Below are 24583 nucleotides of genomic sequence, written 5' to 3'. Positions count from 1 at the left end.
CAGCCCGGTGCGGTCGTCGCTGCTCGAACCCGTCCACCGCAGGTCAGGACACTGACGGGCTATCCCGGACACCCGCACGAACATGTGGAAAGCGTGTTGGGGGCAACCCCTCACGAGTTCGAATCTCGTATCCTCCGCCAGCCCAGAGGGCCGGACCACGAAAGTGGTCCGGCCCTCTGGCGTTCGCCCGTCTCAGTCGGCCTCTGCGGAGTACCAACCAGGGACGCTCTCCTTGGTGACGACCGGTTCCGCCCAGGCCGCAACCGCGAGGACATCCCGCTTCACCATGCGAGCGTCCACGACCTCGTAGAGCAGCCGCCGCACCCGTGGCCCGAGCCGGAGGTCTCGATGAAGGTGAAGATCTCGGGCGTTCATCTGGTCCACGTCCGGGCCCGGCTCGCCGGCACCGCGCGCCGGATGACGCTCCACCTGCCCACGCTGGTATGCAGCACGCCTTCACCGAAGTCTTCGACGCCTCCTACGCGCCACCAGCACTCTGACCGTCCCGACCACCCCGTCCGCGAGGCCCCACGCCCCCACCCAGGACATCAGCGAGCAGCATCAAAGACGATCCGCCTCGAATCACGCCGGTGGATTCGGGCTGAGGCGAGTTCGCTTTACGACACCTCAGCGGCTGAGGTGAACATTACGCGCGGTGACTGGCTCTCCGCATTGGTCGCAGGTCAGTGTCGGGTGTGTGCGCGATCCGCACACCTCGTGCGTCCAGGTCAGCGATGTGCCTTGGGTGTCCGCCGCATGCTCCGTGAGATAGGTGTTGCCCCACTGCGTCAAGATCATGATTGCGGGGAAGAGGTCAAGGCCGGCTTGGGTGAGGCGGTATTCGTAGTCGTTGCGGATCGGGCCGCCTGCGTACCGCTCCCGGATGAGCAAGCCGCCATCGACCAGTTTGCTGAGCCGACTCGACAACGTGGGGCGTGGGATCCCGAGGCTCTGTGCGAACTGACCATAACGGCGCACGCCGAAGAAGGCTTCGCGGAGGATCAGCATCGTCCACCGCTCGCCAACCAGGTTGAGGGTCCGTGTGACCGGGTCGTCGCTGGGCCGGTCCGCGGCCTGAGCCTCAGTGTTGTCCGTCACCGAGCGATGGTATCGCGTCACCATCGTCAGGCCGCTTCGCCCGGATCGCTCGTCGACAGCAGGGACCGAGCGTGTTCCCTGATGAAAGCCAAGGTCGCAGCGCCGTCATCGTCGTCGGCTGTCGCAGGGACGAGCCCGACGTGGTCGGCGCCGGCGTCGAAGTACGCCTTGATGCGCCGCAGCACTTCAGGTCCTGACCCGATCGCGCCGACGGCCGCAGGGAGCTCGTGGGGGATGTCTTCCACGAGCGTGTGCCGGCTGTCGGAGGAACGTGCCTGACGGACGAGGCCGCCGAAGCCCAACTCCGTGAACATCTCGCCGTAGCCCGGCGGACGAAGATAGACGGCCAGTTGCGATGCGAGTTGGTGGTAGGTGGCGGGGCCCGGTTCGACGGAACAGGTGACCCACACCGCGAGCGGTGGTGAGGGCCGCCCGCAGGCCTTCGCGAAGGCGTCGATCGACGCGCGGGCCTTGGCGGTGTATGCCGGCGACACCAGGTTCAGGACGACCTCGTCCGCGCTCTCGGCGGCAACTTGCGTCATGCGGGGCCCGAACGCCGCGACGCTGATCGTGCAGCCCGGTTGTGGCTGGCGGAGTTTGAAGTCCTTGGCGTGAATGTGCCGACCGGAGAACGCGGCCCGTCTTCCCTCGAAGAGGTCGCGCAGCACCGTGACCGATTCCCTGGTCCGCTGGGCGTTGCCGCTCCAGCTGCGGTCGTGCCAGTCGCGGACGATGCGAGGGCTGGACGCTCCCAAGGCCACGTCCACGCGCCTGTTCGTCAACGTCGCGACGCTGGCCACGCCCATGGCGATGGCGACGGGGGAACGGACGCCGACGGCGAGCGGGCCGACGGTCAGCCGGGGGAGCGAGGTGCTGCTTGCGACGGCGGTGGCGAGGGCGAATGCGTCGAATGTGGCCATCTCGCCGAGCCACAGCCGCTCGAAGCCGCAGGCACTGGCCTGACGGGCGATCCCGAGTGCTTCCAGGTCGGGCCGGCCCAGCCAATACGGGAGCACCACGCCGAGCGACGGCCCCTTCACAGCTGAGCCACGTTCGCGGGGAGGCCGAGCAGGATGCGGCCGGTTGTCTCCCACATGGCCGGGCTTACCTGCAAGTGGGCGGTGGCGGTGGTCGCGTCCCGCAACCGGCGCTGCAGCGGCGAGCTTTCGTAGACCACCGATCCGCCGCCGAGGTCGTACATGGTGCGAACAACCTCCGCCGAGGTGCGGGCGGCGTGGGCCCCAGCCAGCCGCAACCCGGTGCGAAGGCCAAGTGACACTGTGTCGCCGGTTTTCGCCGCCTGCCATGCGTCGTCGATGGCGGAGTAGAAGAAGGCCCGTGCGGCTCGCAAGGCGGCCTCGGCCTGGCCCACGGCGGCCTGCGTCGTCGGCTTCTCCGCCAGCGTCTTCCGCGAGCCAGTGGTGGCCTTGTGGCCCGCGAGGTCGAGGAGGTCATCGATCGCGCCGCGAGCGTTGCCCAGCGCGGCCGCGGCGATGGACAGCGCGAAGTATCCGTAGATCGGGAACCGGTACAGCGGCGCGTCGATCAGGGGACCGTCCGCGAGCGACAGCACTCGGTGCGCGGGAACGAACACGTCCTCGGCCACGGTGTCATGGCTGCCCGTCCCGCGCAGGCCGGAGGTATGCCAGGTGTCGAGTATGCGCAGCTGCTCGGTGGGGATCGCGACCGCACGCAGTGTCGGGGCACCGTCCTTGTCGCCGCGGCCGTCGGCCAGGACACAGCCTCCGAAGAAGTAGTCCGCGTGCGTGACCCCACTGCAGAACGACCAGCGGCCGGAGACGATCACGCCCCCGTCGACGGGGCGGGCCGTCCCTCGGGGAGCCCACACTCCCGCTGCGATCGAGCGGGGGTCACCGAGGGTTTCGGCGGCACCTTCCGCAGGCAGGTACGCCGCGAGCAGGCTGCTGGTGAGAGCGATCGAGACGCACCAGCCGGTGGCGGCGTCGCCGCGCGCGATCGTCTCGGCGCATTCAAGTGAGACGGCGGGGGGAGCCTGCGCAGCGCCAAGAGTCTCGGGCGCCCCGCAGCGCATGAGCCCGGAGTCGCGGAGCGCGTCAACCAGCTCCGGTGTCAGTTGACGGCCCCGTTCGATGTCGGCGGCCGCGGCCTTGGCCTGGAGGCGGATGCGATCCGCGGCCTGCTGGAGGCTTCCTGGCTTCGGATCGGCTGCTGGAAGTGTGCGGGTCATGGCTCCCCTTCATGTGATTCAATTGCTTTACTAGTTCAGAAATTATATTGTCGCTCTGCCCGGCGGCAGTCAAGGGCGGAAGGAGGACCCGATGCAGCCCGTGCGAAGCGGAAGGCCTGTACGGAGCGGCGGATGACGTCGAGATGCTCGTCGTGGGCGCGGGCATCGGCGCCCGGAGGCGTACGGTTCGCGAGACCGGTGGGGGCGAGCGACTGCGGCTGCACGGCCCCCGCCGCCTGGCCCGTGCACTGGCCGAGCACGTCGGGCCGCACGACGATCGGCACGCGACGCGGCGCAAACGCGGGCACCCCCTGCCAGGCATGTCCTCCCCGCCATGCCGACCGGCCGACCCGTCAGGAGATCCAGCCCGACGTGGGCAGCGAACAAGCGTCGCTTGATGTCGGTGAACAGAAGCGTGTTGCACAACACTCAATCGCCGCAGTACCCAGGGAGCTGTGATGACCGGGCCGGAGAAAGACCTGCTGACAGCTGCTTTCCGTGAGGTGATGTCAGGTGTGGCCACGCCGGTGAGCGTGGTCACTGCGATGGACGACGGGCGGCCGCACGGCACCACGGTCAGTGCTTTCTCGTCGTTGTCGATGCAGCCGCCCATGGTTCTGGTCGCGCTCGACCGTCGTTCGGAGCTGTTGGGGTTGATCACGTCGTCTCTGCGGTTCGGGATCAACGTTTTGGGAGGCGGGCAATCGGCGTTGGCGCTGGCCTTCGCGCGCAAGGGGGGCGCTGGGAAGTTCGCCGGCGTGTCCTGGGAGGTGGACGGCCGCGTCCCGCGGTTGCTCGGTGCATCCGGCTGGCTGGCCTGCGAGGCCGCCGATTTCATCGGCGGGGGTGACCATGTGATCGTCCTGGGCCACGTCGTCTCGGCCGAGGCGGGCGGCGGCGCCCCCCTCACCTACCACGCCCGGGCCTTCGGTACCCACGTCGCGTCGGTGTAGCTCTGGCGCACGAAGGACGGTAGCGGGAGGTCGGCTGCACAACGCACCGGTAAGGGCGCAGCCGTACGCGCCGACGTGGAAGGCCCGGTCGCTACGGGCAACGATGTGACGACTCCCGTACGGGTGACGCCACTTGCACACGCTCCCCGTCGTGGCGCACAACGTGCAAGGCACAACCGGGCCGTAGCCGCAGACGATTCCCCGAGACCGGGTCAGGTCCCGGGGAATCGTCCACACGAGCTGCTCCGGCGACTCGTCGGGAAACGGTCCGGAGAAAAGTGCCGGGGAACGGCTGGAGAAAGTGCCCGCGGATGATGACGATGCGGTGGAGCGTGAAGCGCAGTTGCGCTCACATGCCTAACGGCCGCACGGCCGAAATCACCTTCGATGCGCGTGGCCGGATCGCAGCGATTCGCAGTTCGGCGTTGGCGACGCCGCCGATCACGTCCATGACGGCGGCGGTCAGCAGCGCCGTGACGACGTGTTCGACGGGCCTGTTGCTCAGCTGATGGTGACGACGCGGGCCCAGTGCGGCGGAGTGTCCGGGGCGTAGTCGGGGTTTTCCTCGTCCACTGCGCTCGCTGGGCGGGGGAAGAGACCGACGACGGTGCGGCAGGGTGGCTGTGCGGAGGGCCAGGGTGTCTGACCGTCCGTCAGAGCTACGATCACGTCCGGGCGGGGCCGGGAGCCGAGCGCCCGGGCGAAACCGGAGCGCAGATCCGTTCCCCCGCCGCCGATCAGTTCGATGTTCTCGGCGCGGCAGAGCGGGACGGCAAACCCGGCCGCCGCGTCGCAGGAGATCACCGACACCAGGTCGCGCCGCCCGCCCACCGCCCGCGAGATCGCCGCCACCTCCAGCAGCGCGCTGCCCAACTCGGCGTCGCTCACCGACCCTGAGGTGTCGATCACGACGCAGACCCGGGGCGGCATACGGCGCAGGCTCGGCAGCAGCACCCCGGGCACAGCGGCCGATCGGCGGGACGGACGCCGGTAGCTGTGGTCCTCGCCCACTCCCGACGCACCCGCCGCGGAGCGGACCGCCGCCCCCAGCAACTGCCGCCACGGCTGCGGTGGATGGAACGCCTCATCCGCCCACCGGCGCCATCCCTCCGGAGCGTCGCCCGGCCGGCCCTTGATCCCCTCGGCGACCCGGAAGCGGACCGCGTCCTGCTGCTGCCTGCTCAGCCGGTGTGCCCCGTCGGGCCCCAGCTCCCACGGCCGGTCCTGCCCGTCGGCACCACTTCCGCAGTCCAGCCAGGCCAGGTCCGCGGCGAGCCCGGACATCGATGCCGTCCGCAGGTACTCCTCCATCAGCAGCCCGTCGGGCAGCCGCAGCAGCGACGGCAGCACCGCCCCGGCAGGCAGGGGCAGACCGTCACCGTAGATGTCGTCGTTGATCTCGAAGTCGGCGGCGATGTTCCGCCGCAGCCTCCCCCAGCCTTCGGCCGGGGGGACCCCCATCTCGCTTCGCTCGCCGGGCCCGTGCTCCCCGTGCTCCCGCGCATACCGCTCGCCCCGCCCGTGGTGGTCCCGGAGCAGATGGGAGACCTCGTGCACCCAGACGCCCGCCAGCTCCTCCACCGGGGTGCGCGCCACGAAGCCGGGGGAGACGTAGCAGCGCCAGTGCGCGTCCACCGCCATCGTCGGCACTGAACGGTCCTCCACCACGTGCAGCGCGAAGAGCGCGCCGGCCAGGTAGGGACGGACCTTCACCGCGTGCAGCCGGGCGGCCAGCAACTTCTCCATGTCCAGCGGGAGTCCGGGCGGGCCGGCCGGCCCGCCGGAGCCGGCCGGCGGCCTCGGCGCGGTGGGCCGCACCGGGCGCGGCGGCGAGGGCCGGGGCATCGGGCGTGGCAGCGGGCGCGGCCCCGGGCGCTTCGCGGCCCCCGTCATCGGCGCGCCCCCGTCGTACGCCCGGTGTCGGCCGCCGCCGCGGCCCGCCCCACCGACTGGTCCGCCTGCCGGGCAAGACCGATCACCCCGGCCAGCCGCTCCACCGCCTCCGGCACTTCCCAGTCGTCGCGCCGCAGCGCGGCCAGCGCGGTCGCCGGGGCGACCAGCAGGTCCGGGGCGCCGGTCTCCAGCGCCCGGACCAGCACCGCCCAGCCCGCCTCCCACCGCTCCCGCTCTGGCCGCGCCCCGACGGCGGCCACCACCGCCTCCAGTGCCGCCTGCCGCAGATCGCCCCGCACCGGCAGCTCGGCGGAGGCCGGATCGGCCAGCAACGACTCCGGGTCCGGCAGTTCCATCCGGTCCAGATGGGCGAGGAGTTCGAGCCCTGGCCCGTCCCCCACCGCGCCCCTCACCAGCAGCGCCAGCACCTCCCGGGAGACGGAGGCCGCCGTGCCGAAGGCCAGCAGGGTCAACGCGGCCTCCCAGCTCCGGGGCGAGGGCCACGCACCACCGCGCCGCGTCTCGGTGCTCGGCAGCCGGTGGATCAGCGTCGGCCGGGCTTCCAGGAAACGGCACACTGCGCGCCGGGCGTAAGCCACCGCCTCCGGCAGCCGCTCCGGCACCAGCCGGGGCAGCTCCGCCCGGGGCCAGATCCCGCCCAGCCCGCGCACCACCACCTCCCGGTCGTGCACCCAGTACAGATGCACGAACCGGTTCGCCAGCGGCGGGCTCAGCTCCCACCCGTCCGCCGCCGACGCGCGCGGATTGGCGGCGGCCACGATCCGTACTCCCGACGGCAGTTGCAGCGCACCAACCCTCCGCTCCAGGACGACCCGGAGCAGCGCGGCCTGGACGGCCGGGGTGGCCGTGGAGAGTTCGTCCAGGAAAAGCAACCCCCGCCCGGCCCGAACGAGTTCCACGGCCCACTGCGGCGGCGCCATCGGCACCCCCTGCACCGTCGGGTCGTCGCCGACGATGGGCAGCCCGGAGAAGTCTGTCGGCTCGTGGACGCTGGCGATCACGGTCGTCAGCGGCAGGTTGAGGGATGCGGCGAGCTGCGTCAGGGCCGCGGTCTTGCCGATGCCCGGCTCGCCCCACAGCAGCACGGGCAGGTCGGCCGCGACAGCCAGGGTGAGCGCTTCGAGCTGCTCGTCGGGGCGCGGCTCGGTGGAGGTCGTCCGCAGCAGGGCCAGGAGGTCATCGGCGACGACGAGTTGGGTGCCGGTACCGGATGCGCCGGCGGGGGTGGGTGCGGGCGCACCGGCAGGGGTGGGTGCGGGCGCACCGACGGCCGGGACCGGGGCGGGCAGGAGGGTACTGGAGGTCATGGGCATCACCTGGGGTGGGATAAGGGAACGGAACGGGACGGCGCGTCCCGAAGGTGGTGGGGTCGTGCGGCGCGGAACGCGCAGTGCGAGCGCGGGACGTAGGTGGGGCAGCCGGTCAGACGATCGCCCGGTAATCAGGGTCAGGTCAGGTCAGGTCAGGCCGGTACGGGGCCGTGCCCGGCTGCTCCGCTTGAGGCGCATTGCGGCAGGCGTACGGCGATCGAGCCTGGGCCGGTGGCCCGGCTCCGCGTGCCCCAAGCCGGAGGCGTTCCCGCCCCCGACCGCACCGGCAGCGGGGTGCACGGCGACCAGCCCCGAGCGGAAAAGTCCGTGGTCGATGCGGCGGGCCGCAGCCGACTCCAGCTCCTCCCGGAGCGGCCCGTCGCGCAGGACCGCACCGGGACCGAGCAACCCCTCGACCACGTTCAGCGCCCCGGCGACGTCACCGTGGCCGAGCCGCTCCCGGACCGCGGGCAGTGCCTCCGGTTCGCGGTGCACCGCGTCGATCGCCCGCAGGCAGGGCAGCGCGGGCCCGCCGAGCGCCACCAGCAGCTCCTCCCGGCGCAGTTGTGCCGGGTCGTGATCGATCGCCGTCAGTGCCCCGTCCCGCAGCGCGATCCGGTGGACCTCGCCCCGGCACTCCACCCGGTGCGGGTCGCTGGGCTGGGGGGCGGAGCCGGCCGCCGGTCCCGAACCGGCCGCCGCCGCCGCCGAGGCAGCCACCGCCAATGCTGTGGCGACGAGCGGATGCAGCCGATCGGACGCGACCAGCCCGGCCCGCAGCAACTCCAGATCCGGAAGGACCCTGGCCGCCGCCTCCGGCAGCACCGGAAGCGCTGCGACCTCCTGCGGCGGCAGCGCCTCCCGGAGCGGCCGAAACGTCGGGGCATGGCTGTCGTCGGGGGCGACGAGTTCGAGCACGGCGCGGCTCCGCGTACCGAGCCGCACGGTGAAGGCCCCGCGAGGGCGACCCTCGGCTCCCAACAGCAGCTCGGCCTCGGCGGCCCACCGTGCCGACGCCCACGAGCAGTCGTGGACTGCGGACCGATCGGGCAGGTCTGGCACGTCCGGCCGGGCGAGCGTGTAGGGCCGGTCGGGCGGCGCCAGGAACGGCTCCCCGCCCGCACCGCACCGCCACGCCAGTTCGCCGCACCGCCCGGAGTCCCAGAGATGCCGGTGCAGGTCGAGCCGGAAACGCCGGTCGGGATGCGGGTGCGGATGGTGCCTCGGGGCGCCGATCCCGGACTCCTCCCACAGGGCCAGGGACATTCGCTGTCCGGCGTCCGCCCAGGCCGGCGGTGTCCGCACCACCAGCTGCAACGGCGTGGCGCCAGAACTCCGGTAACGGGCCAGGGAGATGGTCAGGCCGGGCCGGAGCCGTCCGTCGGGGACGATCCGGGGCATGTGCCAGCGGAGCAGATCCGGCGCCAGCCGACGCAGATCCGCACGAAGGCGGGTGACGAGCTCGGTGCCGTGGCGGTCGCGCACGGCGCGCAGATCGAGATCGACGTCGATCCGGGCGGCGGCGCAGGCCCCCGCCCAGTCACCGACCGCACGCCGTGCGGTCGCGGTCTCGATCATGGACGGCGGCACGGCGTACTCGCGCACGCGCTGCCACATCAACAGGTGGGCCGGAATCGTGTTCGCGAAGTGATGTGCCATCAGCACTCACCTTGCGCGAACGATTCCCCCGATCCATACGAGGAGTTGTTCTTCATCCTCCGCATCATAAGCACCGCGATGAGGATCTGTCAGTCCCCCCTCGACCGCCCATCACCCTTCCTCGACGCACGCCGCAACGCCCGGGGTAGCGCGGCGAGTACCGCCGTCGCCGCCCGCTACGGACCGTGCGGAGGGAAACGACCAGCGGCCGAGCCCGAGCACCGGCCGCAGCCCGACCTCCTCCGTCCTGTCCGTAAGCGCGACCAGGACCTGCCGGCCCCGGCGCTCCGGCAACTGCCGACTCTCGGCATCCGCAACGGCGATGGGCTCCACGTCCACAGCAACGCCGCGAGTACGTGGTCCTGTGATCCGACGGTTCCGGCCGCAAGGTCCTCGCTTCGTCCACGCAGGCGAAGACCAGTACGCTCGCTTCGGTATCGGCGGCGAGGAGCCGAGGAGAGAGCAACTCGGCGGCTGCGCCGCTTCTCAGTATCCGGTCGAAAGTGACGCACTGTCGGATCCGCGCGGCCGATGCTTCAGCCGGCCCCTCGAGTTTCTTGACGAAAACGCGCTCCCCGGCGTCGGTGGTGCCGATCCAGTTGTGGTTGCGGCCGGGTAACTTTCTGACGTCTGCTTGCCCGGCCAGAGACCCGAACCCCGTGCGGGTCAGAAGGTCCTGCACTTCGGAGTACTCGTTGAGGGTGTCGGTGGTCCCGTCCGTCACGGTTTCGCACCCCTGGCGACTGAGCGGCTGATCGAGCGGGCGGCTTCTCCCGGCTGGTCGGCGGCGGCATAGATCCGGCTCGCCAGCACCGGTTCGCCTTTTCGCAGCCGCACCAGCAGCGGCTCTTCGAGGTCGATGACAAAGTTGGTCGCACTGCCGACGGTGCAGGCCACTGCGCCGTCTTCGTCCGGGACCCTGCGCAGTCCGTATCCGTGGGTGGCACCGTGCGCGACGCGTACAGACCCGAGCACCTCGACCGGAATCGTCAACTCACGGAACGGTCCGGTGCGTAAGCGCAGATTCCTGCTGTCCAGCAGGTGAGGTGAGCGGGCGGTCATCGCGCAGAAGCCCAACGAGAGAACGAGGGAGAACACCATCCACAGGAGATGGATCACCCGGCCGGCCGGCGGAAGCATCGCGTCGATGACGAGCCCGGTGACCAGGTCCGTTCCGGCGAAGGCCCAGACGATCATCCGTACGTCCGAAGAATGGGGGATCGGCAGCCGTCCCTCGGGCAGCGTCATGGGTCTGCGAGCCGACCAGTCCCCCAAATCGCGCAGCATGGCGCCCGTCCATTGTTTCCAGGACCGGCGGGGCGCCGATCCCGCTTCGACGGATTCAGGACCGGTGTGGTCATGCATTTCTCAGGCTCCTTCCGAGCCAGAAACCGGACACTGAGGTCTTCTCGGCAACGTGACGGTTGCGGTACGTGACTGTGCGCGGGGCGGTTCGATGTCGCACGGGGTGACCTGGCGTCAGACATGAGCGAAGCCCCTGGTAGGAACGGGTCTGCGAAGATCAAGTTCCGTACAGCCAGAGGCTTCACACGTTGACCAGTATCACCTACACCGCTGTGCTCGATGTCGGCAGGGAGACCGCCGAGACCCTGGCCCGGCTCCTGCGCGAGCACCGCGAACGGCTCGGCACCCGCAAGGGCACCCGCGCCCTGGGCGTCTTCAAGCAGGGGGTTCTCGTCCTGCGGTGGTTCGTCGACGGGGCCCGGCTGGCCCAACTCGCCCGCGACAACGGGGTATCCGTCCCCACCGCCTACCGTTATCTCCACGAGGGACTGACCGTGCTCGCCGACCACGCCCCGGACCTGTCCACCGCGCTGGAGCAGGCGGCCGCCGCCGGCTACACCCACCTCAACCTGGACGGCACCGTCATTCGCACCGACCGCGTCGCCGCACCCGGCCCCAACAAGGCCGACTTGTGGTGGTCGGGAAAACACAAGCACCACGGCGGGAACGTGCAGGTCATATCCGCCCCCGACGGCTGGCCGCTCTGGGTCTCCCCGGTCCGGCCCGGCCGCGAGCACGACACGACCTGCGCCCGCACGCACGGCCTGATCGCCGCACTGGACCGGCTCGCCGCCGCCCTCGACATCCCCACCCTGACCGACCTCGGCTACGAGAACGCCGGAGACGGCTTCCGCCACCCGGTCAAGAAGCCCCAAGGCCGCGAACTCACTCTCGACCAGAAGACGTTCAACAAGGCGATCCGCGGCATCCACGGCGTGGCCGAACGTGCGAATGCCCTGCTCAAGGTCACCTTCAAGGCCCTGCGCCGGGTCAGCCTCGACCCCGGCAGCATCACCCGGATCGCCCGCGCGGCCCTCGTCCTGCTCCAGATGGAACACGGCCGCACCACGTGAACGAAGATCACAAACGGTCACGAGACGTTACCGAGAAGAGTTCACTATGCAGGTACCGGCCACAAAGGTGAGTGCTGCTGCTTTCGGCTTGCTGCCGACCAGTCCGGCCACGCCAGCCATTCCGGTGGCTCCGGCCAATCCCACGAGGGCAGGCAGGACCGCCTTCAGATGATCCGGGTTGCGTCCTCCGTGCGAGGTGGCCTTTGGCGAGTCGAAGGGGTGGGGCATGTTCATATGCGCGGCGACCGATTCAGGAAGAACTCCCGAGGTACGGAGGCCAGGAGTGCCGGAAGCGCGTAAGGCGGCATCGGTTTCCTTCCGGTACCTGCTCCAGAACACGACATCGCCCTTGCACGCCCTGACGTAGGCCAGCGTCACCTCCAGGCTGGGGAGGCTGAGCCCTCGGGCTGCCTCCGACAGGGTCGTCCCCGAATAGTTGGCGCGGCTCGCCAGTTCGCGATACGAAGGGTTGCCCACCGATCTTCGGAGCGCTCTGAGCTCGTACGCGAAGCTCTGCATTGGTCCCTCGGAAGGATCTGAGCCCGTCTCTGGTCGTCCCACCTCGGTCAACTCCCCCATTTCCTTTTTGCGTTGCCATCTGAGTTCCACGAGCACACCTCAGGCCAGCCGCGCTCGTGTTTGTCACAAGCCCTGCCGGTGGCACTCGTAAGAGAGGCTGGTCTTTGGTCGTGAAAGCGGTGATCGCTCTCAGATCCAGCCGTGCTCGCGCGCCATACGTGCCGCGGCGTGACGGTTCTCCGTCCCGAGCTTGCTCACGGCTGACGACATGTGGTTGCGGACGGTTCCCGCCGACAGCCCGACACGCTCGGCGATCTCCGCGATCGAGGAGCCATCCACCGCAAGGGCCAGCAAGTCGCCTTCGCGTGGGGTGAGCGGGCTGTCCCCCGCGCTGATGGCCTCTGCCGCCAGCTCTGATGAGATGTAACGCTTGCCGGCGTGGACCGCCCGGATGATGTCCGCCAGATCATGAGCCGATACCGTCTTTGGCAGGAACCCGCGGACACCGATCTCCAGGGCCCGCTTCAAGTACCCCGGCCGCCCATGGCTGGTGATGATCATTGTTCGGCAGTGCTGCAGTTCGTCACGGAGCGCCTCGGCGACGGCGAGGCCGTCGAGCCCCGGCATCTGCAGATCCAGGACCGCGACATCGGGTTGGAGCGCTCGCGCCATGGCCAGGGCTTCTGTGCCCGTAGAAGCCTGGGCCACCACGGTCAGATCCCCGGTGAGCCCGAGCAGGGCTGCCAGAGCGCCTGTGATGAGCTGCTCGTCGTCGGCGAGTAGGACCCGGATCCGCTTTTCATCGGTCACGATGGCGTCCTCTCCAGTGCCTGGGAAGACTCCAGGGGAAGACGGACGCACAGGGCGAATCGTCCCTCGCTCCTGGGACCTGCCTCCACAGTGCCGCCCAGTGCGGCCAGTCGCTCGGTAAGGCCGACAAGCCCGCCGCCCCCCTTCGGTGTGCTCCCTCGGTCACGGTCAACGGTCAACTCCGTCGTTCTCTGTGACTCCTCCCCGTCCTGTGGGACGGGGCTTCTCGCTATGCCGGGTTGGCGTCGCGACGGACCAGCCCGGCCCGTAGAACGTTGAGTGTCGGCGACCGCTGAGACGGTGGCGGTGCTGGCGCCATGCTGGTCTGGCTCGGCCTGCGGGCCGCCACGGAATTCGCCCCTGACCGTTTCGCGCCGGACGAGGCCAACACTCGGCTGCTGCGCCTCACGGCACCATGAAAGACGAGCCGTCCGGCCATGCCACCGTTCACGGCCCTGGGTGCTACCGACTGGTCCACCGACCCCGCTACACCGCGCTCAGACAAGACGTACGGGCCGACCTCACATCCCCGGCACATCCCCGACGTTCAGGTCTTGGGCGTCGACTACACGGCGACGAGGCGCACTCTGTCGCCGCAGAGCTTCGTCATGTCGTCGATGTCCGAGGTGAGCATGACGACCGGGCGGCGCTGCCGCAGCGCCATCTCGGCCACGGCGGCGCCGATGGCGTATTGGTGACCATGAAGCCCAGCATTGATCAGCATGGCTGAGGCGGCCTTTGCCTCCTCGTCGCCGATGTGCACGATCCGCACGCCGGACGGGACCCGGGCGAGCCGCGCCTTCTCGGTCCGACGATGCACCGCTTCGATGATGGTGAGTGCGCTGATGACCACCTCCATGCCCCGCTTGCGGGCTTCGGCGATGAGGGCGACAACGGGCTCGTGATCACTGACGAACTTCGACAGGCCCTCGCAGTCGAGAACGAGGGTGCCTTCGTGGCTCAGCTTGCGGCGGGCCACTGCCCCTCCTCGGCGAACACCTCGTCGAAGACCCGGCGTGCCCGCTCCTGCTCGTGCTCGGAGATCGGCCCCTGACGGCGTTCGTAGTCGGCCAGGTACTCATCCAGGATCTGACCGCGCAGCTCGCGCTCCACCGCTTCGGTGATGAACGCGGAGAACTCACGCTTGCCGACCCGTCGGCGGATCGCCTCCGCCGTCCCCTCGGGGAGGGAGAGGCTGACCCTGGTGGCTGGGCCTTCGCCGACGCTGTAAGGAATCTCGCTCACGGGACCGACATTATCAAACAAGTAGGAATTTGGCCTGGGCGCAGCATCCGCCGAACGACGCGAGCCGCCCACCCGTCACCTCGTGGTCTCGGTTCTGGTCTCATTCACCTACGTTCAGCCGTGTCTGGCCCGGGTCTCTCCGCTGAAGCACGCCAACCTCAACTGCCTGGGCCACTACAGCTTCGCCGCCCGCCCGCCACGCGAGGGCCTGCGCCCATTGCGTGACCCGGCGACCGTCCACCTCGACGAGGACGACGAGGGCACCGGCGAATGACGCGGCGTCAGGGCGCGTATCGGGTCGTGATCAATGAGCATCGCAGCTTCCGGGGCGGGTGCCCGTCTGGGGTGCGGGGCCCGGCGATCTGCGGCTGCGCCGTGTGGACGCGAGTGACCGGAAGCGTTGCCGCAGGCAGGCAGCGGCGGGGCCCAAGCGCCCCGGCCGCGTGCCCGCCGGGACGGTGTGTCAGACCATGGCGAGCCGGTCCACCAGCAGCTCCACCCTCGGCTCGGTGTCCTCCGGCGGCAGCCGTCCCGCCCGGGTCAGGGTCGCCAGGCCGTGCAGGGCCGCCCAGAACGTCTCGGTGAACAGCCCCGGGTGGACGCCGTCCCCGGCGACTACGCCCAGGCTCTCCAGCAGCGCGGCGAAGGCGTCCTTGAGAGGTTCCGGGGTGTCCTCCTGCGCGTACGCGAGACCGCCGTCGAGCTGGAAGATGGCGTCGTAGACCGCCGGGTTGCGTGCGGCGAAGTCGAGGTAGGCGCGCGCGAGGGCGGCGACCCGCTCGCGCGGGCCGTCCGCGGCGGCGGTCGCGGCCCGCACCGCCGCGGCCATCTCGGTGGCGCCCTGGAGGGCGACGGCGCCGATGATCTCGCGCTTGCCGCGGAAGTGGCTGTAGAGGACGGGCTGGCTGTATTCGATGCGCTCGGCGAGCCGACGGGTGGTGACCGCGTCCCAGCCCTGCTGCTCGGCGAGTTCACGGGCCGTCGCCACGATGAGGCGCTCGCGCTCCGCCCGTTCGCGCTGCTTGCGTTCCTGTACCGACATGACTCGATGCTAGCACCGCTAGACAATCAAGCGGCAGCAGTACTAGCGTTGCCTCATCACCTAGCAACACTAGATGCCAGGGGGGCATCATGTTCAACGCACTCGAGGTCGTCACCACCGTGATCGTCGGCGTGATGGTGGGGGTGGAGTTCTCCGTCGCCTTCGTCATGAACCCGATCCTCAACGCACTCCCCGAGGACAGTGGCCAACTCGGCCACGCCCACGGGGGCCGGATGCTCGGCGCCGTGATGCCGGTCTGGTACATCGGCTCGCTCGTCCTCGTCGTGGTCTGGGCCATCGCCGGATGGCACCACCACGGCACCGGCCTCGTCGTCACCGCCGGCGCGCTGCTGATGCTCAGCGTGGTCATGTCGATCCTGCTGCTCGTCCCGATCAACAACCTGAACAAGACGTGGACCCCTGACAACCGTCCCGCCGACTGGAAGCAGCAGTTGCACCGCTGGGACCGCTTCCACTACGTCCGCGTCGCCGTCATCATCGCCGCCTTCGCCCTGCTGGTCGCCGCCCTCGCCTGATACCAAAGCCGCCCCGACATGCACTGATTCGCCCCGTTATATCGACGGCTTTCACCCCGTCGGGGTGAGCCCGACAGGGCTTCGGATTACTGACCCCGCGGGCCGACGCCGCGCCGGTGGCGCACAATCCCCGCTCCCCGGGTCACAGCGGGCCACCGAACTCCCGACATCCGGGAATGCAGCTGCCGCTCAGATCCCACAACGGCGATCCCGACGAACTACGCCCCTCGATCAAGCGCGTCCGCGTGGCCCGATCAGGCTCCACACGACTCAGCAAGCTCCACGAAGCGTACGTCTGCGCCTCCGACAACAGCCCCGCCACCATGGGCATTTCGGCGGAGGCGGGTGACCTGTATGTCATCCCGACGAGCAGCAAGGCGTACGAGGTGTCCTACGGCACCGCGCACCAGCCACAGTCGGCGACCGGTGGGGACTTCTGGCTGGCCTCCGCCACGCACAGGGGCGGCGTGCCGTCCGGGGTGTCCGCGACACTCAAGAAATCCGGGCTGACCACCCTCAAGGTGTCTGCCCGTTCCGGCCCCGACAGCGGACGGGCGCGGTTCTCGTTCAGCTACCAGTCGACGGGCGGCGGCAGCTGCTCGCTGTCCACGAACTCGCTCGGGTTCCAACGTGACCTGCCCAACTCCTTCAGCGTCCACCTCCCGCCCGGCCATCCGGGCTCCAGGCCGCGTACGACCCCGAGGAACTGCTCAGCGCCTGGCGCCGGGCCTGAGCAGGGCATGGGCTCCTGTGGTTGCAGTGCAACCCGTCCGCCCCGCGGAACCCCGCGCCTCCAGTCCGGTGGCGCGGGCCTGTCACGGAGATGAGCGACCTGGTCTTCTTCCGCGCCGACGCCGAGGCCCTGCCGCCCCGGCAAGCAGATGCGGACGTATCCCGCGTCGAGGTCGATGTCTTCCCAGTGGAGCCCGAGCACCTCCCCTTGCCACAGGCCGAGCACCAGGCCGAGCACCAGGCCGACACCCGCCAAGCGCGACCACGCCGCCCAACCATCCATCGGTTCGCAGCCACATAACCCACAGAGCCGCGGCCCGAGCCCAGTTGACCTGCCACGTCGGCAACGCCCAGGCCTCGGCCTGGACCGTGGACCAGCCCTCCAACGCCGTGCGCGCGACACCCCGTCAGCCGCTCACCAGGGCCGACGAGGGCTTACGACACGAGGCGGTAGGGCACCCGAACGAGGCAGAACCCCTGGCCGTAAGGGTCAAGAGTGACGTTTTGTCAGGTTATGCACCTTTGGTTCTTGTTATCCATTTCTGATACGCATAGCGTTGCGGCAAACACCTCCGGAACGTGCGGTGTCGGGCCACCGCGGGGCATGTGTGAAGCGAACCTGAAGCACCGTCAGCAATGGTCCGCGCCACCTCTCCCCCCCCTGGGCGGCCTTCCCGCCCCTCTCGGCCGTGCCCTCCCGGGCCCGGCCGCTCGGCAATGCACCGCAGGAGGTGGCAACCCGGGCTTTCTCGGCCTGTTCGAGAAACCTGACAGACACGAGGAAGAAGACATGCGACGCATCGCGCTCGGACTCATCTCGGCTGCATGCGGCACCGTTCTGGCCGCCACACCGGCACTCGCCGACAGCCCGCACTTCCTGTTCGCAACCAACCAAGTGAACCAAACCACCGGGGCTCTCACGACCTCGTTCAAGGAGGTCGGCCTGGGAACCGGCGCTTCCAGCATCAACATCACGCTCACGGCGGACGGGACCGCTCTATACCAGTGCTTCAACAACGGCGGCAACCACCCCAAGGCAAAAAACAAGGAGACGGTGACGACCCAGCTGATCGCCTCCGGCACCTTCCGCGTGCGCAACGGGCAGACCACCGGGAGCCTGACCGTGGGCCCGCCCGGACCGGGTGACTTCAGCTGCCCGTCGGGACAGACGCTGTTCCTGGAGAAGGTGACCTACACCAACACCTTCGTCTTCGATCAGGCCGGCACCATGAAGCACGCCACGCCCGACCCGATCGGGACCGGTACGATCCACGTCCCAGTCTGACCGGCTGCGACACCAGCCCTTCGTCCAGCACCACGCGCGAGGGCACGAGCGCCCGTGCCGCCGAAGCCGTATCCGCCACTCAGCCGCGGCGGGAACACAGCGGTCTGGTGATCACACTCGCCGGCGGTCGCCACGAAGAACGACGGCAACCCTGACGGCAACGACGGCACACACAGACCGGCGATCACCACCGCCGGCCATCAACCCGGAGGGCGCACTCGCCGCCCGACACCCTGCCTGATCCTACGGATCAGAAGGTTGCACCGGCGGAGACGGCCTGGCCTCGTGCCAGGCCGTCTCCGTCTCCGTCTCATCCAGCGAGTTCACCGCCGTTCAGGCGGGTTCATCAGCAGAGACCGTCCCGGCAGTCACCCGCCTACGAACGCGGGTGAACGGCCATGGCCCGGAAGGCCCGCTCGTCGACACTTCCGGGGCCGCCGGCCCATCGTCACCCGATGAGCCGGCCCCAGAGGACAAGGAAGGGCAGGTCAGGCCCGATAGGCCAGGTTCGCCATCATCCCGGCCTCGCCGTGGTACGCGTTGTGGCAATGCAGCATCCACTGACCCGGGTTGTCAGCGTCGAAGAAGACGGACAGCTTCTTCTTGGGCAGCACGATCGCGGTGTCCTTGCGCGGCCCGGAATCGCCGATCCGGTACGTGTGGCCGTGCAGGTGCATCGGATGCCACATGTCGGTGTCGTTGACGAAGTCGAGCCGCACCCGCTGCCCCTCCCGGACGACGATCGGTTGCGCCTCGGGATCCTTCATGTCGAACGGAACGCCGTTGATGGCCCAGTTGTACATCATCATGTTGCCGGTCAGCTTGATCTGGTGCGTGACGTCGGTCTTGGCGGACTTCAGGCGCACGTCGTCGGCGGCGCGCAGCTGGGACGCCGTCATGATCATGCCGTCGAGTTCCTTCGGGCGGACGGTCGCGGAGGGCTTGCTCCCCGAGCCTGTACGCACCAGGGCCAGGCCATTCGCGTTCTTGCCCTCGGCCAGGGCGACGAGCGGGAAGACCCCGTCGCCGAGGGTGACGATGACGTCATACCGCTCTCCCATGCCGACCAGCAGGGCGTCGACTTCCTGGTGTTGGACCGGAAAGCCGTCGGTGTGGGTGATCGTCAGCTTGTGACCGCCGAGGGCGACCCGGTAGGCGGTGTCCGAGCCGGCGTTGATGATCCGCAGCCGCACCTTTGTGCCGGGCTTGCCGCTGTAGACGTCCGGGTCGGTCGCCACGCGGCCGTTGATCAGGTGATGCGGGTACTTCACGTCGCCGGCGTCGCCGCCGAGCAGCTTGCTGGTGGCACCCATGAGCATGAACTTCTTCCCCATGCCGCCCGACGAGGCGGAGGCCGAGGGGGACGCGGAGCCCCTGTCCATCCCACCCATGCCACCCATGTCACCCATGCTGTCGCCAGAGCTGCTGGGGCTGGTGCTCATATCCTTGCCGCTCATGTCCATGCCGCTCATGCCGGCCATGCCCCGCTTGAGCTCGGCGAAGACGTCGTCGGGGGTGCCGGTGACACCGTCGACCCAGTCATCGAGCAGGACGACCCACTCGTCGTCATAGGCGAGGGTTTCCTTGGGGTCCTCGACGATCAGCGGGGCGTACAGGCCCCGGTCGAGCTGGACGCCGACGTGCGGGTGGAAGAAGTACGTGCCCGGGGCGTCGGCGATGAACTTGTAGGTGAAGGTGGAGCCGGCCCGGACGGCGGTCTGGGTGGCGGGCGGTACGCCGTCCATGTCGTTGCGCAGGGCGATGCCGTGCCAGTGAATCGACGTGGTGGTCTTGTCCGGGAGCTGGTTGGACAGCTCGGCGACCAGGGTGTCGCCGACGGACAGCCGCACCTCCTTGCCCGGCGTTCGGCCGTCGAAGGCCCAGGTCTTGGGCGTGACACCGCCGCCCAGGTCGATCATGGCAGGCGCCGCGGTGAGGCTGAGCTTCTGCTGCCGTCCGGTGCTGGTCCGCTTCTTCTCGGCGGCGGCGACCGCCGAGCCGGACGGGCTGACCAGGGCGCCGGAGCCACCGGAGCCGCTGCCGCCGGAGCCGCTACCGCAGGCGGCGAGCGCGCCGGCGCCGACGGCTCCGAGTCCGGCGAGCAGGACGGAGCGGCGGTTGATGCTGTTCATTTTTCGTTGTCCTCTGCTGTGCAACTGCGGATGTGGGCGCGGAGGCACGGCGCATCGAGCGCCGTCCCGCGCGGCCTAAATGCGCAGCTGGGAGAGGACGGACAGATCGGGCGGAGCTCGGCTCACCACGGCGCCGGGCGCATGTCCGGACAGCGCCTGCGAGAGGTTCACCGGTGAGGGAAACCCGCTGTGATCCGGTACGACGAGTTGCACCGAGCCGACGCTCGCCGCGCTGCAGTGCTGCATGCCGGCGCCCGCGCACATACCGCCGTCGAGACCGTGCGTCGAGGAGCCCGAGACGGACGGTTCCGCCGCGTCGGGCATGACGTGCACGGCGTTGACGTTGACTGTGGTGGGCATGGCGGCATGCGCCATGCCCGGCATCGGGGGAACCCCGGTCGTGGACACCTCATGATGGACGAGCACGGCCAGCGCGGCGCACAGGGTGACGATCACCCCGTACGCCCAGCGGACGGCAGTGCCGCCGCCGCTGCGCCCTGCTCGCATCGCCATGAGATCACCTGTGCCGTGCCCGCGGATCAGTGCTTTCGCATCTTACCCCCAGGGGGTACGGATGGCCTGGCTCCCTGACATGGCCGGCCAACCCGAAGAGCGGAGCCCGGCGGCCCGCGACCTCGTCATCGCGCTGGCCGGCCGCGCGCTGACCGGCCCCCAGCCGGGCACGCCGCCCGTCGCCGCGCACCACCTGTCCTGGCACACCCGGCAGGTGGTGCGCGGCGCTCCGCGCCCTGCCACAGTGACCTGAGCGCACCTGAACGCACCTGAGCACTGTGCGGCGGGTGTGACGCAGGTCATGGGAAGTAGGTGCGGGGTGCCGGACAGCTCATTGAGGTGAGCATCCATCTGCGTACCCGGGTACGGGCCGGGGAATCGAGCGCGTTCGCCGAGCTCTTCGACAGCTACGCGCGCGCTGTCTACAACCATGCCTTCCGGCTGACCGCCGACTGGTCGACGGCCGAGGACGTGATGGCCGCGACCTTCCTGGAGGCATGGCGGCTGCGCGACCGGGTCGACCCCGAGGGCGGTTCGCTGCGGCCCTGGCTGCTGGGCATCGCCACCAACACCGCCCGCAACCAGTACCGGACCAACCGGCGCTATCGGCAAGCCGCCCATGCCGCCGCGTCGGCCGAACTGTCGGTGCCCGACCACGCCGAGGACGTGGCCGCCCGCGTCGACGACCGGCGCCGCCTCGCCACCGCCCTCACCGCGCTCGCGGCGCTGCGCCGCCCCGAGCGGGAGGTCATCGCGCTGTGTCTGGGTGAGGGCCTGGACTACGAGGCGGCGGCGGAGGCACTGGGCATCCCGGTCGGCACGGTCGCCTCCCGCCTCTCCCGGGCCCGCAAGAAGCTGCGCGCCCTCACCGAACCCGAACCCGAACCCTCACGCGAAGAACCCGGACCGCCGCTCAAAAAAATTCGCGGAAAACGGGAAGGCATCCGCCCCAACCGACAGATAACAGGTGATCGCACACACGTGATCCGGCCCGCACAGGAAGGAAACCGATGAACGCGAACACGTCCCGGCAGAGTTCCGTCGACTCGGACGAGAGCGCACAGCTCGTGTCCCAGATGTCCTGGACACCACGCGACCTGCCGACGGGCCGTCACCAGTTCCACAAGGAGCGCCTGATGGCCCAGATTCACCAGATCCAGCAGGACGAGCGCACGGCGGCCTCCGAGTCGGCGGCCCCGGCACGGACCCGCCGCCTCCGACTGCCCCGCCCGGCGATCGCGCTGCCCGCGCTGGCGGCCGCCCTGGCCGCAGCGGTCGTCGCCGGAGTGACGATGAACGACAGCGGCGGAGTCAGGGTCAGCGGCGTCGCCACCGGACCGGCCCTGACCACCCACATCGGTGCCGCGTCCGCCAAGGGCGTCCCCCAGTTGCTCGACCAGATCTCACTGGCGGCGGCCGAGGCCGAGGGGACCCGCCCGGCCGTCAAGCCCGGCCAGTACGTCTACATCGAGTCCCAGTCGGCCGACACCTTCCTGAAGACGGTCGACGACAAGACCAGCCTCGCCAGCCACACGCTGCACCGCCGCCAGGTGTGGTACTCCCCCGACGGCACCAAGGGCTGGCTGATCGACCCCGCCGTCAACCGGAGCTCCGGGGGAGAGACCCTGAGCCTGCCCGACGAGCAGGGCAACACCCCGGTCGGCGGCCTGAACCACCCCACCTACGACTACCTGACCACACTGACCACCGACCCCGACCAGCTCCTGGCCACGATCTACAAGGAGACCAAGGGCCACGGCAACTCCCCCGACCAGGAGGCGTTCACCACCATCGGCGACCTGCTCGTCGAGAGCTACCCGCCGGCGGACCTCTACCCGGCCCTGTTCAAGACCGCGGCCAAGATCCCCGGTGTCGTCGTCGTCCAGGACGCGGTGGACGCGGTGGGCCGGCACGGAATCGCGGTGGCCCGGCTGGACGAGACCAGCGGTCAGCGCGAGGAATGGATCTTCGACGAGAAGACCCATGGCTTCCTGGGCGAGCGCTCGGTCCAGGTGAAGCGGAACACCGGCACGGACGCCCTGATCACCCCCGGCACCGTGACGTTCACCAGCGCCATCGTCAAGCGGGCCATCGTCGACGGCATCAAGCAGACCCCGTCAGCCACCGGCTGACGCACCGCCTCCGGACGGCGCGAGACCGGTGCGGTGGGCCAGGATCACCAGTCGTACGCGGTCACCGGTCACGGCACCGCGGTGTGGTCAGCCGGCGCACCACATGGGTCTTGGCCGTCCCGGAGGGCTTCCCCGGCGCCCCGGAGGGGAGCCAGGTCCCGGTTCAGCCGATCTTGACGGTCTTCGACACCGTGACCTGGTCGATGTCGGTGGTGCGGACCGTGGCCTTCATCGTCCAGGTGCCCGCCACCGGCAGGGTGACGCCGTCCGCCCCCCAGTAGCCGCCCCTGTCCGTCAGCTCCGCGTCGATCGGGCCGATCTGCTGGGCTTCCAGGGTGAAGGTGAGGCGCAGTTCGGGCACGGTCGCGAGGCCGCCGTCGGGGCCGAAGATCACGGCCTGCACCGAGTTCTCGCCCACCCGGCCCGACGTCAGCTCGATCTGCACCTTGCCGTGCCCGCCCGGCGTACCCACGTCGAACGGGATCACCGTCGTCGTCACCCGGGACTCCCCGGAGGCCGCGGTGGCGGAGGCCGCGGCGGCCTCGGTGGCCGCCCGGCCCGGCTGGGTACCGGTGAGCAGGGTGGTGATCACGAGCACGACGATCCCGACAGTGACCTCGACCAGCACCGAGCGCCGCAACGACCGCCGGTACCGGTCGGCCTCGTCGGAGGACCCCTGATCCGGTACGCGGTCGTCCGGTACGCCGTCGTCCGGTACGCCGTCGTCCGGCACTCCGTCGGGCCCCTCGGCTCGTACGTCGGTGGGGGCAGCCGACGCTCCCACCCTCTCCGGCACCCGCTCCACCACCACCGCCACAGCCGTCCGCTCCTCCTCCGCCGCGAGCATCAGCCGCCCGGTCCAGCGTCGCGAGACCCCCGCCCCCGCCAGCAGCACCAGCACCGCCGCCAGCTTGGCGACGAGGAGGTGGCCGTACGACGTCGAGGTCAGGGCGTCCCAGGAGCCGAGGCCGCGCCAGGACTGGTAGACGCCGGTGACGACCAGGACGGCGACCGAGGCGAGGGCGAGGCGGGAGAAACGGTTGACGGTGGCCGCGGGAAGCGGCTCGGCCGACCGGTACAGCGCGGTGAGCAGGGCCACCAGGCCGCCCAGCCAGACCGCCATCGACAGCAGGTGCAGTACGGCGGAGACCATCGCCACCGGGACCTGGATCCCGGCGGACGCGTGCTCGGCGGCGGCCCAGGTGATGGCGAGGGAGACGGTGAGCAGTCCGCCGAGTGCGAGGACGGCCCGCCCCCGCACGGACTGCCGTACCGGATAGAACGCCGCCGCCCCCAGCAGCATCAGCCGCGCCAGCAGGGCCAGCCCCGGCCTGCTGGTCAGGGTCTCGCTGAGGACGGACGGGTCGAAGGCGTCCGCCGGAGAGCTGCCGCGCTCGTACGGTCCGCGCAGGAGCAGCAGCGCGACCGTGGACAGGACCAGGGTCCACCAGCCGGTGAGGAGCAGTCGCCGCACCGCGCCCGGGAAACCGCAGACCAGAACGAAGGTGGCCGCGCCGATGAGGAGGGCCAGGCCGCCGTACGCGACGTAGCGGGCGGCGTCGTAGAGCGTGCCGGCGGCGGTGTCCCCGGCGGGGTCGACGGGGACGGGTGGGGCGGTCGCGGAGGGTTTGCCGATGGAGAAGGTGAAGGCGCCGGAGATCGGGTGGCTGTCCGCCGAGACGACCCGCCAGGCCACCGTGAAGGTACCGGTGGCCAGGCCCTTCGGCAGGGTCACGCGGGCGGTGTCGGAACGGTCACCCGCGTGCCCCGGATCGCCGGTGTGGACACGCCGGTTGTCCGGGTCGAGCACGCGGAAGGAGTCGTCGAGGAGCCCGATGGACTCGCTGAAGGTCAGGGTGACCTGGGTGGGCGCCGTCTTCAGGACACTGCCGTCCTGCGGATCGGTGCCGATCAGCGCGGCGTGGGCGGACGCGCCGCCTACGCCGCCGAAGAGCACCAGGACCAATGCCGTGCCCAGCAGGGCAAGCCCCCGGGCGATCCGCCGTCGCTCCCGCTGTCCGCCACCACGTCCGCTCACACGCCGTCTCCGTCGTCTCCGTATTTCCAGCGTCTCCGCATTTTCCAGCGTCTCCGCGTTTCCAGAGTCACGGATACG

General features: G+C 70.0%; 25 protein-coding genes and 1 pseudogene. 11 read left to right on the top strand and 15 right to left on the bottom strand.

The features are described from left to right. Positions 1 to 192: 192 nt before the first annotated feature. The 4 genes from OG747_RS23200 to OG747_RS23185 form a co-directional block, all read right to left on the bottom strand. A complete protein-coding gene (locus OG747_RS23200; protein ID WP_405881260.1) occupies positions 193 to 429 on the bottom strand; it encodes a hypothetical protein in 237 nt (78 codons plus the stop codon). A gap of 198 nt (positions 430 to 627) precedes the next feature. Next, on the bottom strand, positions 628 to 1098 hold the full coding sequence (locus tag OG747_RS23195) for a winged helix-turn-helix transcriptional regulator (RefSeq protein ID WP_405881259.1): 471 nt from the start codon (positions 1096 to 1098) through the stop codon (positions 628 to 630). A 26-nt stretch (positions 1099 to 1124) separates the two neighbouring features. Continuing rightward, a complete protein-coding gene (locus OG747_RS23190) occupies positions 1125 to 2117 on the bottom strand; it encodes an LLM class F420-dependent oxidoreductase (protein ID WP_405881258.1) in 993 nt (330 codons plus the stop codon). Positions 2118 to 2134: 17 nt separating this feature from the next. Further along, entirely contained in the window at positions 2135 to 3307 is a 1173-nt protein-coding gene (locus OG747_RS23185; protein ID WP_405881257.1) for an acyl-CoA dehydrogenase family protein, read from the bottom strand. A 458-nt stretch (positions 3308 to 3765) separates the two neighbouring features. On the opposite strand from OG747_RS23185, the gene OG747_RS23180 reads away from it, so the two are divergent. Then, complete coding sequence (locus OG747_RS23180; RefSeq protein ID WP_405881256.1) at positions 3766 to 4260, top strand: flavin reductase family protein; 495 nt, start codon at positions 3766 to 3768, stop codon at positions 4258 to 4260. A 311-nt stretch (positions 4261 to 4571) separates the two neighbouring features. Beyond that, positions 4572 to 4769, top strand: coding sequence for a hypothetical protein (locus OG747_RS23175; protein ID WP_405881255.1), 198 nt, complete (start codon positions 4572 to 4574; stop codon positions 4767 to 4769). Here the strand turns inward: OG747_RS23175 and OG747_RS23170 are convergent. The 4 genes from OG747_RS23170 to OG747_RS23155 form a co-directional block, all read right to left on the bottom strand. Continuing rightward, a complete protein-coding gene (locus tag OG747_RS23170; RefSeq protein ID WP_405881254.1) occupies positions 4762 to 6006 on the bottom strand; it encodes a DUF2201 family putative metallopeptidase in 1245 nt (414 codons plus the stop codon). The genes OG747_RS23175 and OG747_RS23170 overlap by 8 nt on opposite strands. 143 nt (positions 6007 to 6149) lie before the next feature. After that, positions 6150 to 7481, bottom strand: a complete 1332-nt coding sequence (locus tag OG747_RS23165; RefSeq protein ID WP_405881253.1) for an AAA family ATPase — start codon at positions 7479 to 7481, stop codon at positions 6150 to 6152. A 150-nt stretch (positions 7482 to 7631) separates the two neighbouring features. Next, positions 7632 to 9143, bottom strand: a complete 1512-nt coding sequence (locus tag OG747_RS23160) for a hypothetical protein (protein ID WP_405881252.1) — start codon at positions 9141 to 9143, stop codon at positions 7632 to 7634. A 720-nt stretch (positions 9144 to 9863) separates the two neighbouring features. Beyond that, positions 9864 to 10508, bottom strand: coding sequence for a hypothetical protein (locus OG747_RS23155; protein ID WP_405881251.1), 645 nt, complete (start codon positions 10506 to 10508; stop codon positions 9864 to 9866). Between the two features lie 212 nt (positions 10509 to 10720). Here OG747_RS23155 and OG747_RS23150 point away from each other — a divergent pair, with 212 nt between their 5' ends. Continuing rightward, positions 10721 to 11521 carry a transposase family protein gene (locus OG747_RS23150; protein WP_405885520.1) on the top strand — a complete coding sequence of 267 codons (801 nt, stop codon included), beginning with the start codon at positions 10721 to 10723 and terminating at the stop codon, positions 11519 to 11521. Between the two features lie 708 nt (positions 11522 to 12229). Here the strand turns inward: OG747_RS23150 and OG747_RS23145 are convergent. The 3 genes from OG747_RS23145 to OG747_RS23135 form a co-directional block, all read right to left on the bottom strand. Continuing rightward, positions 12230 to 12850: a response regulator gene (locus OG747_RS23145; protein WP_405881250.1), complete on the bottom strand. Its 621-nt coding sequence runs from the start codon at positions 12848 to 12850 to the stop codon at positions 12230 to 12232. 565 nt (positions 12851 to 13415) lie between these two features. Continuing rightward, complete coding sequence (locus OG747_RS23140; protein WP_405881249.1) at positions 13416 to 13829, bottom strand: DNA-binding protein; 414 nt, start codon at positions 13827 to 13829, stop codon at positions 13416 to 13418. After that, on the bottom strand, positions 13811 to 14095 hold the full coding sequence (locus tag OG747_RS23135; protein ID WP_030973973.1) for a hypothetical protein: 285 nt from the start codon (positions 14093 to 14095) through the stop codon (positions 13811 to 13813). The genes OG747_RS23140 and OG747_RS23135 overlap by 19 nt, the downstream gene beginning before the upstream one ends. 82 nt (positions 14096 to 14177) lie before the next feature. Here OG747_RS23135 and OG747_RS23130 point away from each other — a divergent pair, with 82 nt between their 5' ends. Continuing rightward, positions 14178 to 14369 (top strand): hypothetical protein, encoded by a 192-nt coding sequence (locus OG747_RS23130; RefSeq protein WP_405881248.1) that lies wholly within the window; start codon positions 14178 to 14180, stop codon positions 14367 to 14369. A gap of 189 nt (positions 14370 to 14558) precedes the next feature. On the opposite strand, the gene OG747_RS23125 is transcribed toward OG747_RS23130, so the two are convergent. Then, entirely contained in the window at positions 14559 to 15137 is a 579-nt protein-coding gene (locus OG747_RS23125; protein WP_405881247.1) for a TetR/AcrR family transcriptional regulator, read from the bottom strand. Positions 15138 to 15226: 89 nt separating this feature from the next. On the opposite strand from OG747_RS23125, the gene OG747_RS23120 reads away from it, so the two are divergent. From OG747_RS23120 to OG747_RS23105, 4 genes are all read left to right on the top strand, one after another. Then, entirely contained in the window at positions 15227 to 15673 is a 447-nt protein-coding gene (locus OG747_RS23120; RefSeq protein WP_405881246.1) for an anthrone oxygenase family protein, read from the top strand. 176 nt (positions 15674 to 15849) lie between these two features. Further along, positions 15850 to 16500, top strand: coding sequence for a hypothetical protein (locus OG747_RS23115; RefSeq protein ID WP_405881245.1), 651 nt, complete (start codon positions 15850 to 15852; stop codon positions 16498 to 16500). Continuing rightward, complete coding sequence (locus tag OG747_RS23110) at positions 16497 to 16706, top strand: hypothetical protein (protein WP_405881244.1); 210 nt, start codon at positions 16497 to 16499, stop codon at positions 16704 to 16706. Before OG747_RS23115 ends, OG747_RS23110 begins: the two co-directional genes overlap by 4 nt. 303 nt (positions 16707 to 17009) lie before the next feature. After that, on the top strand, positions 17010 to 17690 hold the full coding sequence (locus tag OG747_RS23105) for a hypothetical protein (RefSeq protein WP_405881243.1): 681 nt from the start codon (positions 17010 to 17012) through the stop codon (positions 17688 to 17690). Between the two features lie 488 nt (positions 17691 to 18178). Here OG747_RS23105 and OG747_RS23100 read toward each other — a convergent pair whose 3' ends face one another. Together OG747_RS23100 and OG747_RS23095 are read right to left on the bottom strand one after the other, a co-directional pair. Further along, positions 18179 to 19822 carry a multicopper oxidase family protein gene (locus tag OG747_RS23100; protein ID WP_405881242.1) on the bottom strand — a complete coding sequence of 548 codons (1644 nt, stop codon included), beginning with the start codon at positions 19820 to 19822 and terminating at the stop codon, positions 18179 to 18181. 75 nt (positions 19823 to 19897) lie between these two features. Continuing rightward, complete coding sequence (locus tag OG747_RS23095; RefSeq protein WP_405881240.1) at positions 19898 to 20335, bottom strand: hypothetical protein; 438 nt, start codon at positions 20333 to 20335, stop codon at positions 19898 to 19900. 100 nt (positions 20336 to 20435) lie between these two features. Here OG747_RS23095 and OG747_RS23090 point away from each other — a divergent pair. From OG747_RS23090 to OG747_RS23080, 3 genes and pseudogenes are all read left to right on the top strand, one after another. Then, positions 20436 to 20588: pseudogene (locus OG747_RS23090) on the top strand (restriction endonuclease); the annotation flags it as partial. An 86-nt stretch (positions 20589 to 20674) separates the two neighbouring features. After that, a complete protein-coding gene (locus OG747_RS23085; protein WP_405881239.1) occupies positions 20675 to 21349 on the top strand; it encodes an RNA polymerase sigma factor in 675 nt (224 codons plus the stop codon). Beyond that, entirely contained in the window at positions 21346 to 22467 is a 1122-nt protein-coding gene (locus tag OG747_RS23080) for a CU044_5270 family protein (RefSeq protein ID WP_405881238.1), read from the top strand. The genes OG747_RS23085 and OG747_RS23080 overlap by 4 nt, the downstream gene beginning before the upstream one ends. 163 nt (positions 22468 to 22630) lie before the next feature. Here OG747_RS23080 and OG747_RS23075 read toward each other — a convergent pair whose 3' ends face one another. Continuing rightward, positions 22631 to 24505, bottom strand: coding sequence for a copper resistance CopC/CopD family protein (locus tag OG747_RS23075; protein ID WP_405881237.1), 1875 nt, complete (start codon positions 24503 to 24505; stop codon positions 22631 to 22633). Positions 24506 to 24583 lie beyond the last annotated feature (78 nt).

This window comes from Streptomyces sp. NBC_01384 (genome assembly GCF_045040035.1).
Classification (GTDB): Bacteria; Actinomycetota; Actinomycetes; order Streptomycetales; family Streptomycetaceae; genus Streptomyces.
The sequence above is the reverse complement of the archived record's forward strand: the minus strand, read 5'-3'. Positions and strand labels throughout refer to the sequence as shown.

Bases quoted from the DNA above. Each gene is read 5' to 3' on its own strand.
- OG747_RS23110 (WP_405881244.1), top strand. From the start codon at position 16,497: ATGAGCGACCTGGTCTTCTTCCGCGCCGACGCCGAGGCCCTGCCGCCC.
- OG747_RS23080 (WP_405881238.1), top strand. From the start codon at position 21,346: ATGAACGCGAACACGTCCCGGCAGAGTTCCGTCGACTCGGACGAGAGC.
- OG747_RS23180 (WP_405881256.1), top strand. From the start codon at position 3,766: ATGACCGGGCCGGAGAAAGACCTGCTGACAGCTGCTTTCCGTGAGGTG.
- OG747_RS23170 (WP_405881254.1), bottom strand. From the start codon at position 6,006: ATGGAGAAGTTGCTGGCCGCCCGGCTGCACGCGGTGAAGGTCCGTCCC.
- OG747_RS23120 (WP_405881246.1), top strand. From the start codon at position 15,227: ATGTTCAACGCACTCGAGGTCGTCACCACCGTGATCGTCGGCGTGATG.
- OG747_RS23165 (WP_405881253.1), bottom strand. From the start codon at position 7,481: ATGACCTCCAGTACCCTCCTGCCCGCCCCGGTCCCGGCCGTCGGTGCG.
- OG747_RS23175 (WP_405881255.1), top strand. From the start codon at position 4,572: ATGATGACGATGCGGTGGAGCGTGAAGCGCAGTTGCGCTCACATGCCT.
- OG747_RS23095 (WP_405881240.1), bottom strand. From the start codon at position 20,335: ATGGCGATGCGAGCAGGGCGCAGCGGCGGCGGCACTGCCGTCCGCTGG.
- OG747_RS23115 (WP_405881245.1), top strand. From the start codon at position 15,850: ATGCAGCTGCCGCTCAGATCCCACAACGGCGATCCCGACGAACTACGC.
- OG747_RS23185 (WP_405881257.1), bottom strand. From the start codon at position 3,307: ATGACCCGCACACTTCCAGCAGCCGATCCGAAGCCAGGAAGCCTCCAG.
- OG747_RS23100 (WP_405881242.1), bottom strand. From the start codon at position 19,822: ATGAACAGCATCAACCGCCGCTCCGTCCTGCTCGCCGGACTCGGAGCC.
- OG747_RS23125 (WP_405881247.1), bottom strand. From the start codon at position 15,137: ATGTCGGTACAGGAACGCAAGCAGCGCGAACGGGCGGAGCGCGAGCGC.
- OG747_RS23155 (WP_405881251.1), bottom strand. From the start codon at position 10,508: ATGCATGACCACACCGGTCCTGAATCCGTCGAAGCGGGATCGGCGCCC.
- OG747_RS23105 (WP_405881243.1), top strand. From the start codon at position 17,010: ATGTGTGAAGCGAACCTGAAGCACCGTCAGCAATGGTCCGCGCCACCT.
- OG747_RS23160 (WP_405881252.1), bottom strand. From the start codon at position 9,143: ATGGCACATCACTTCGCGAACACGATTCCGGCCCACCTGTTGATGTGG.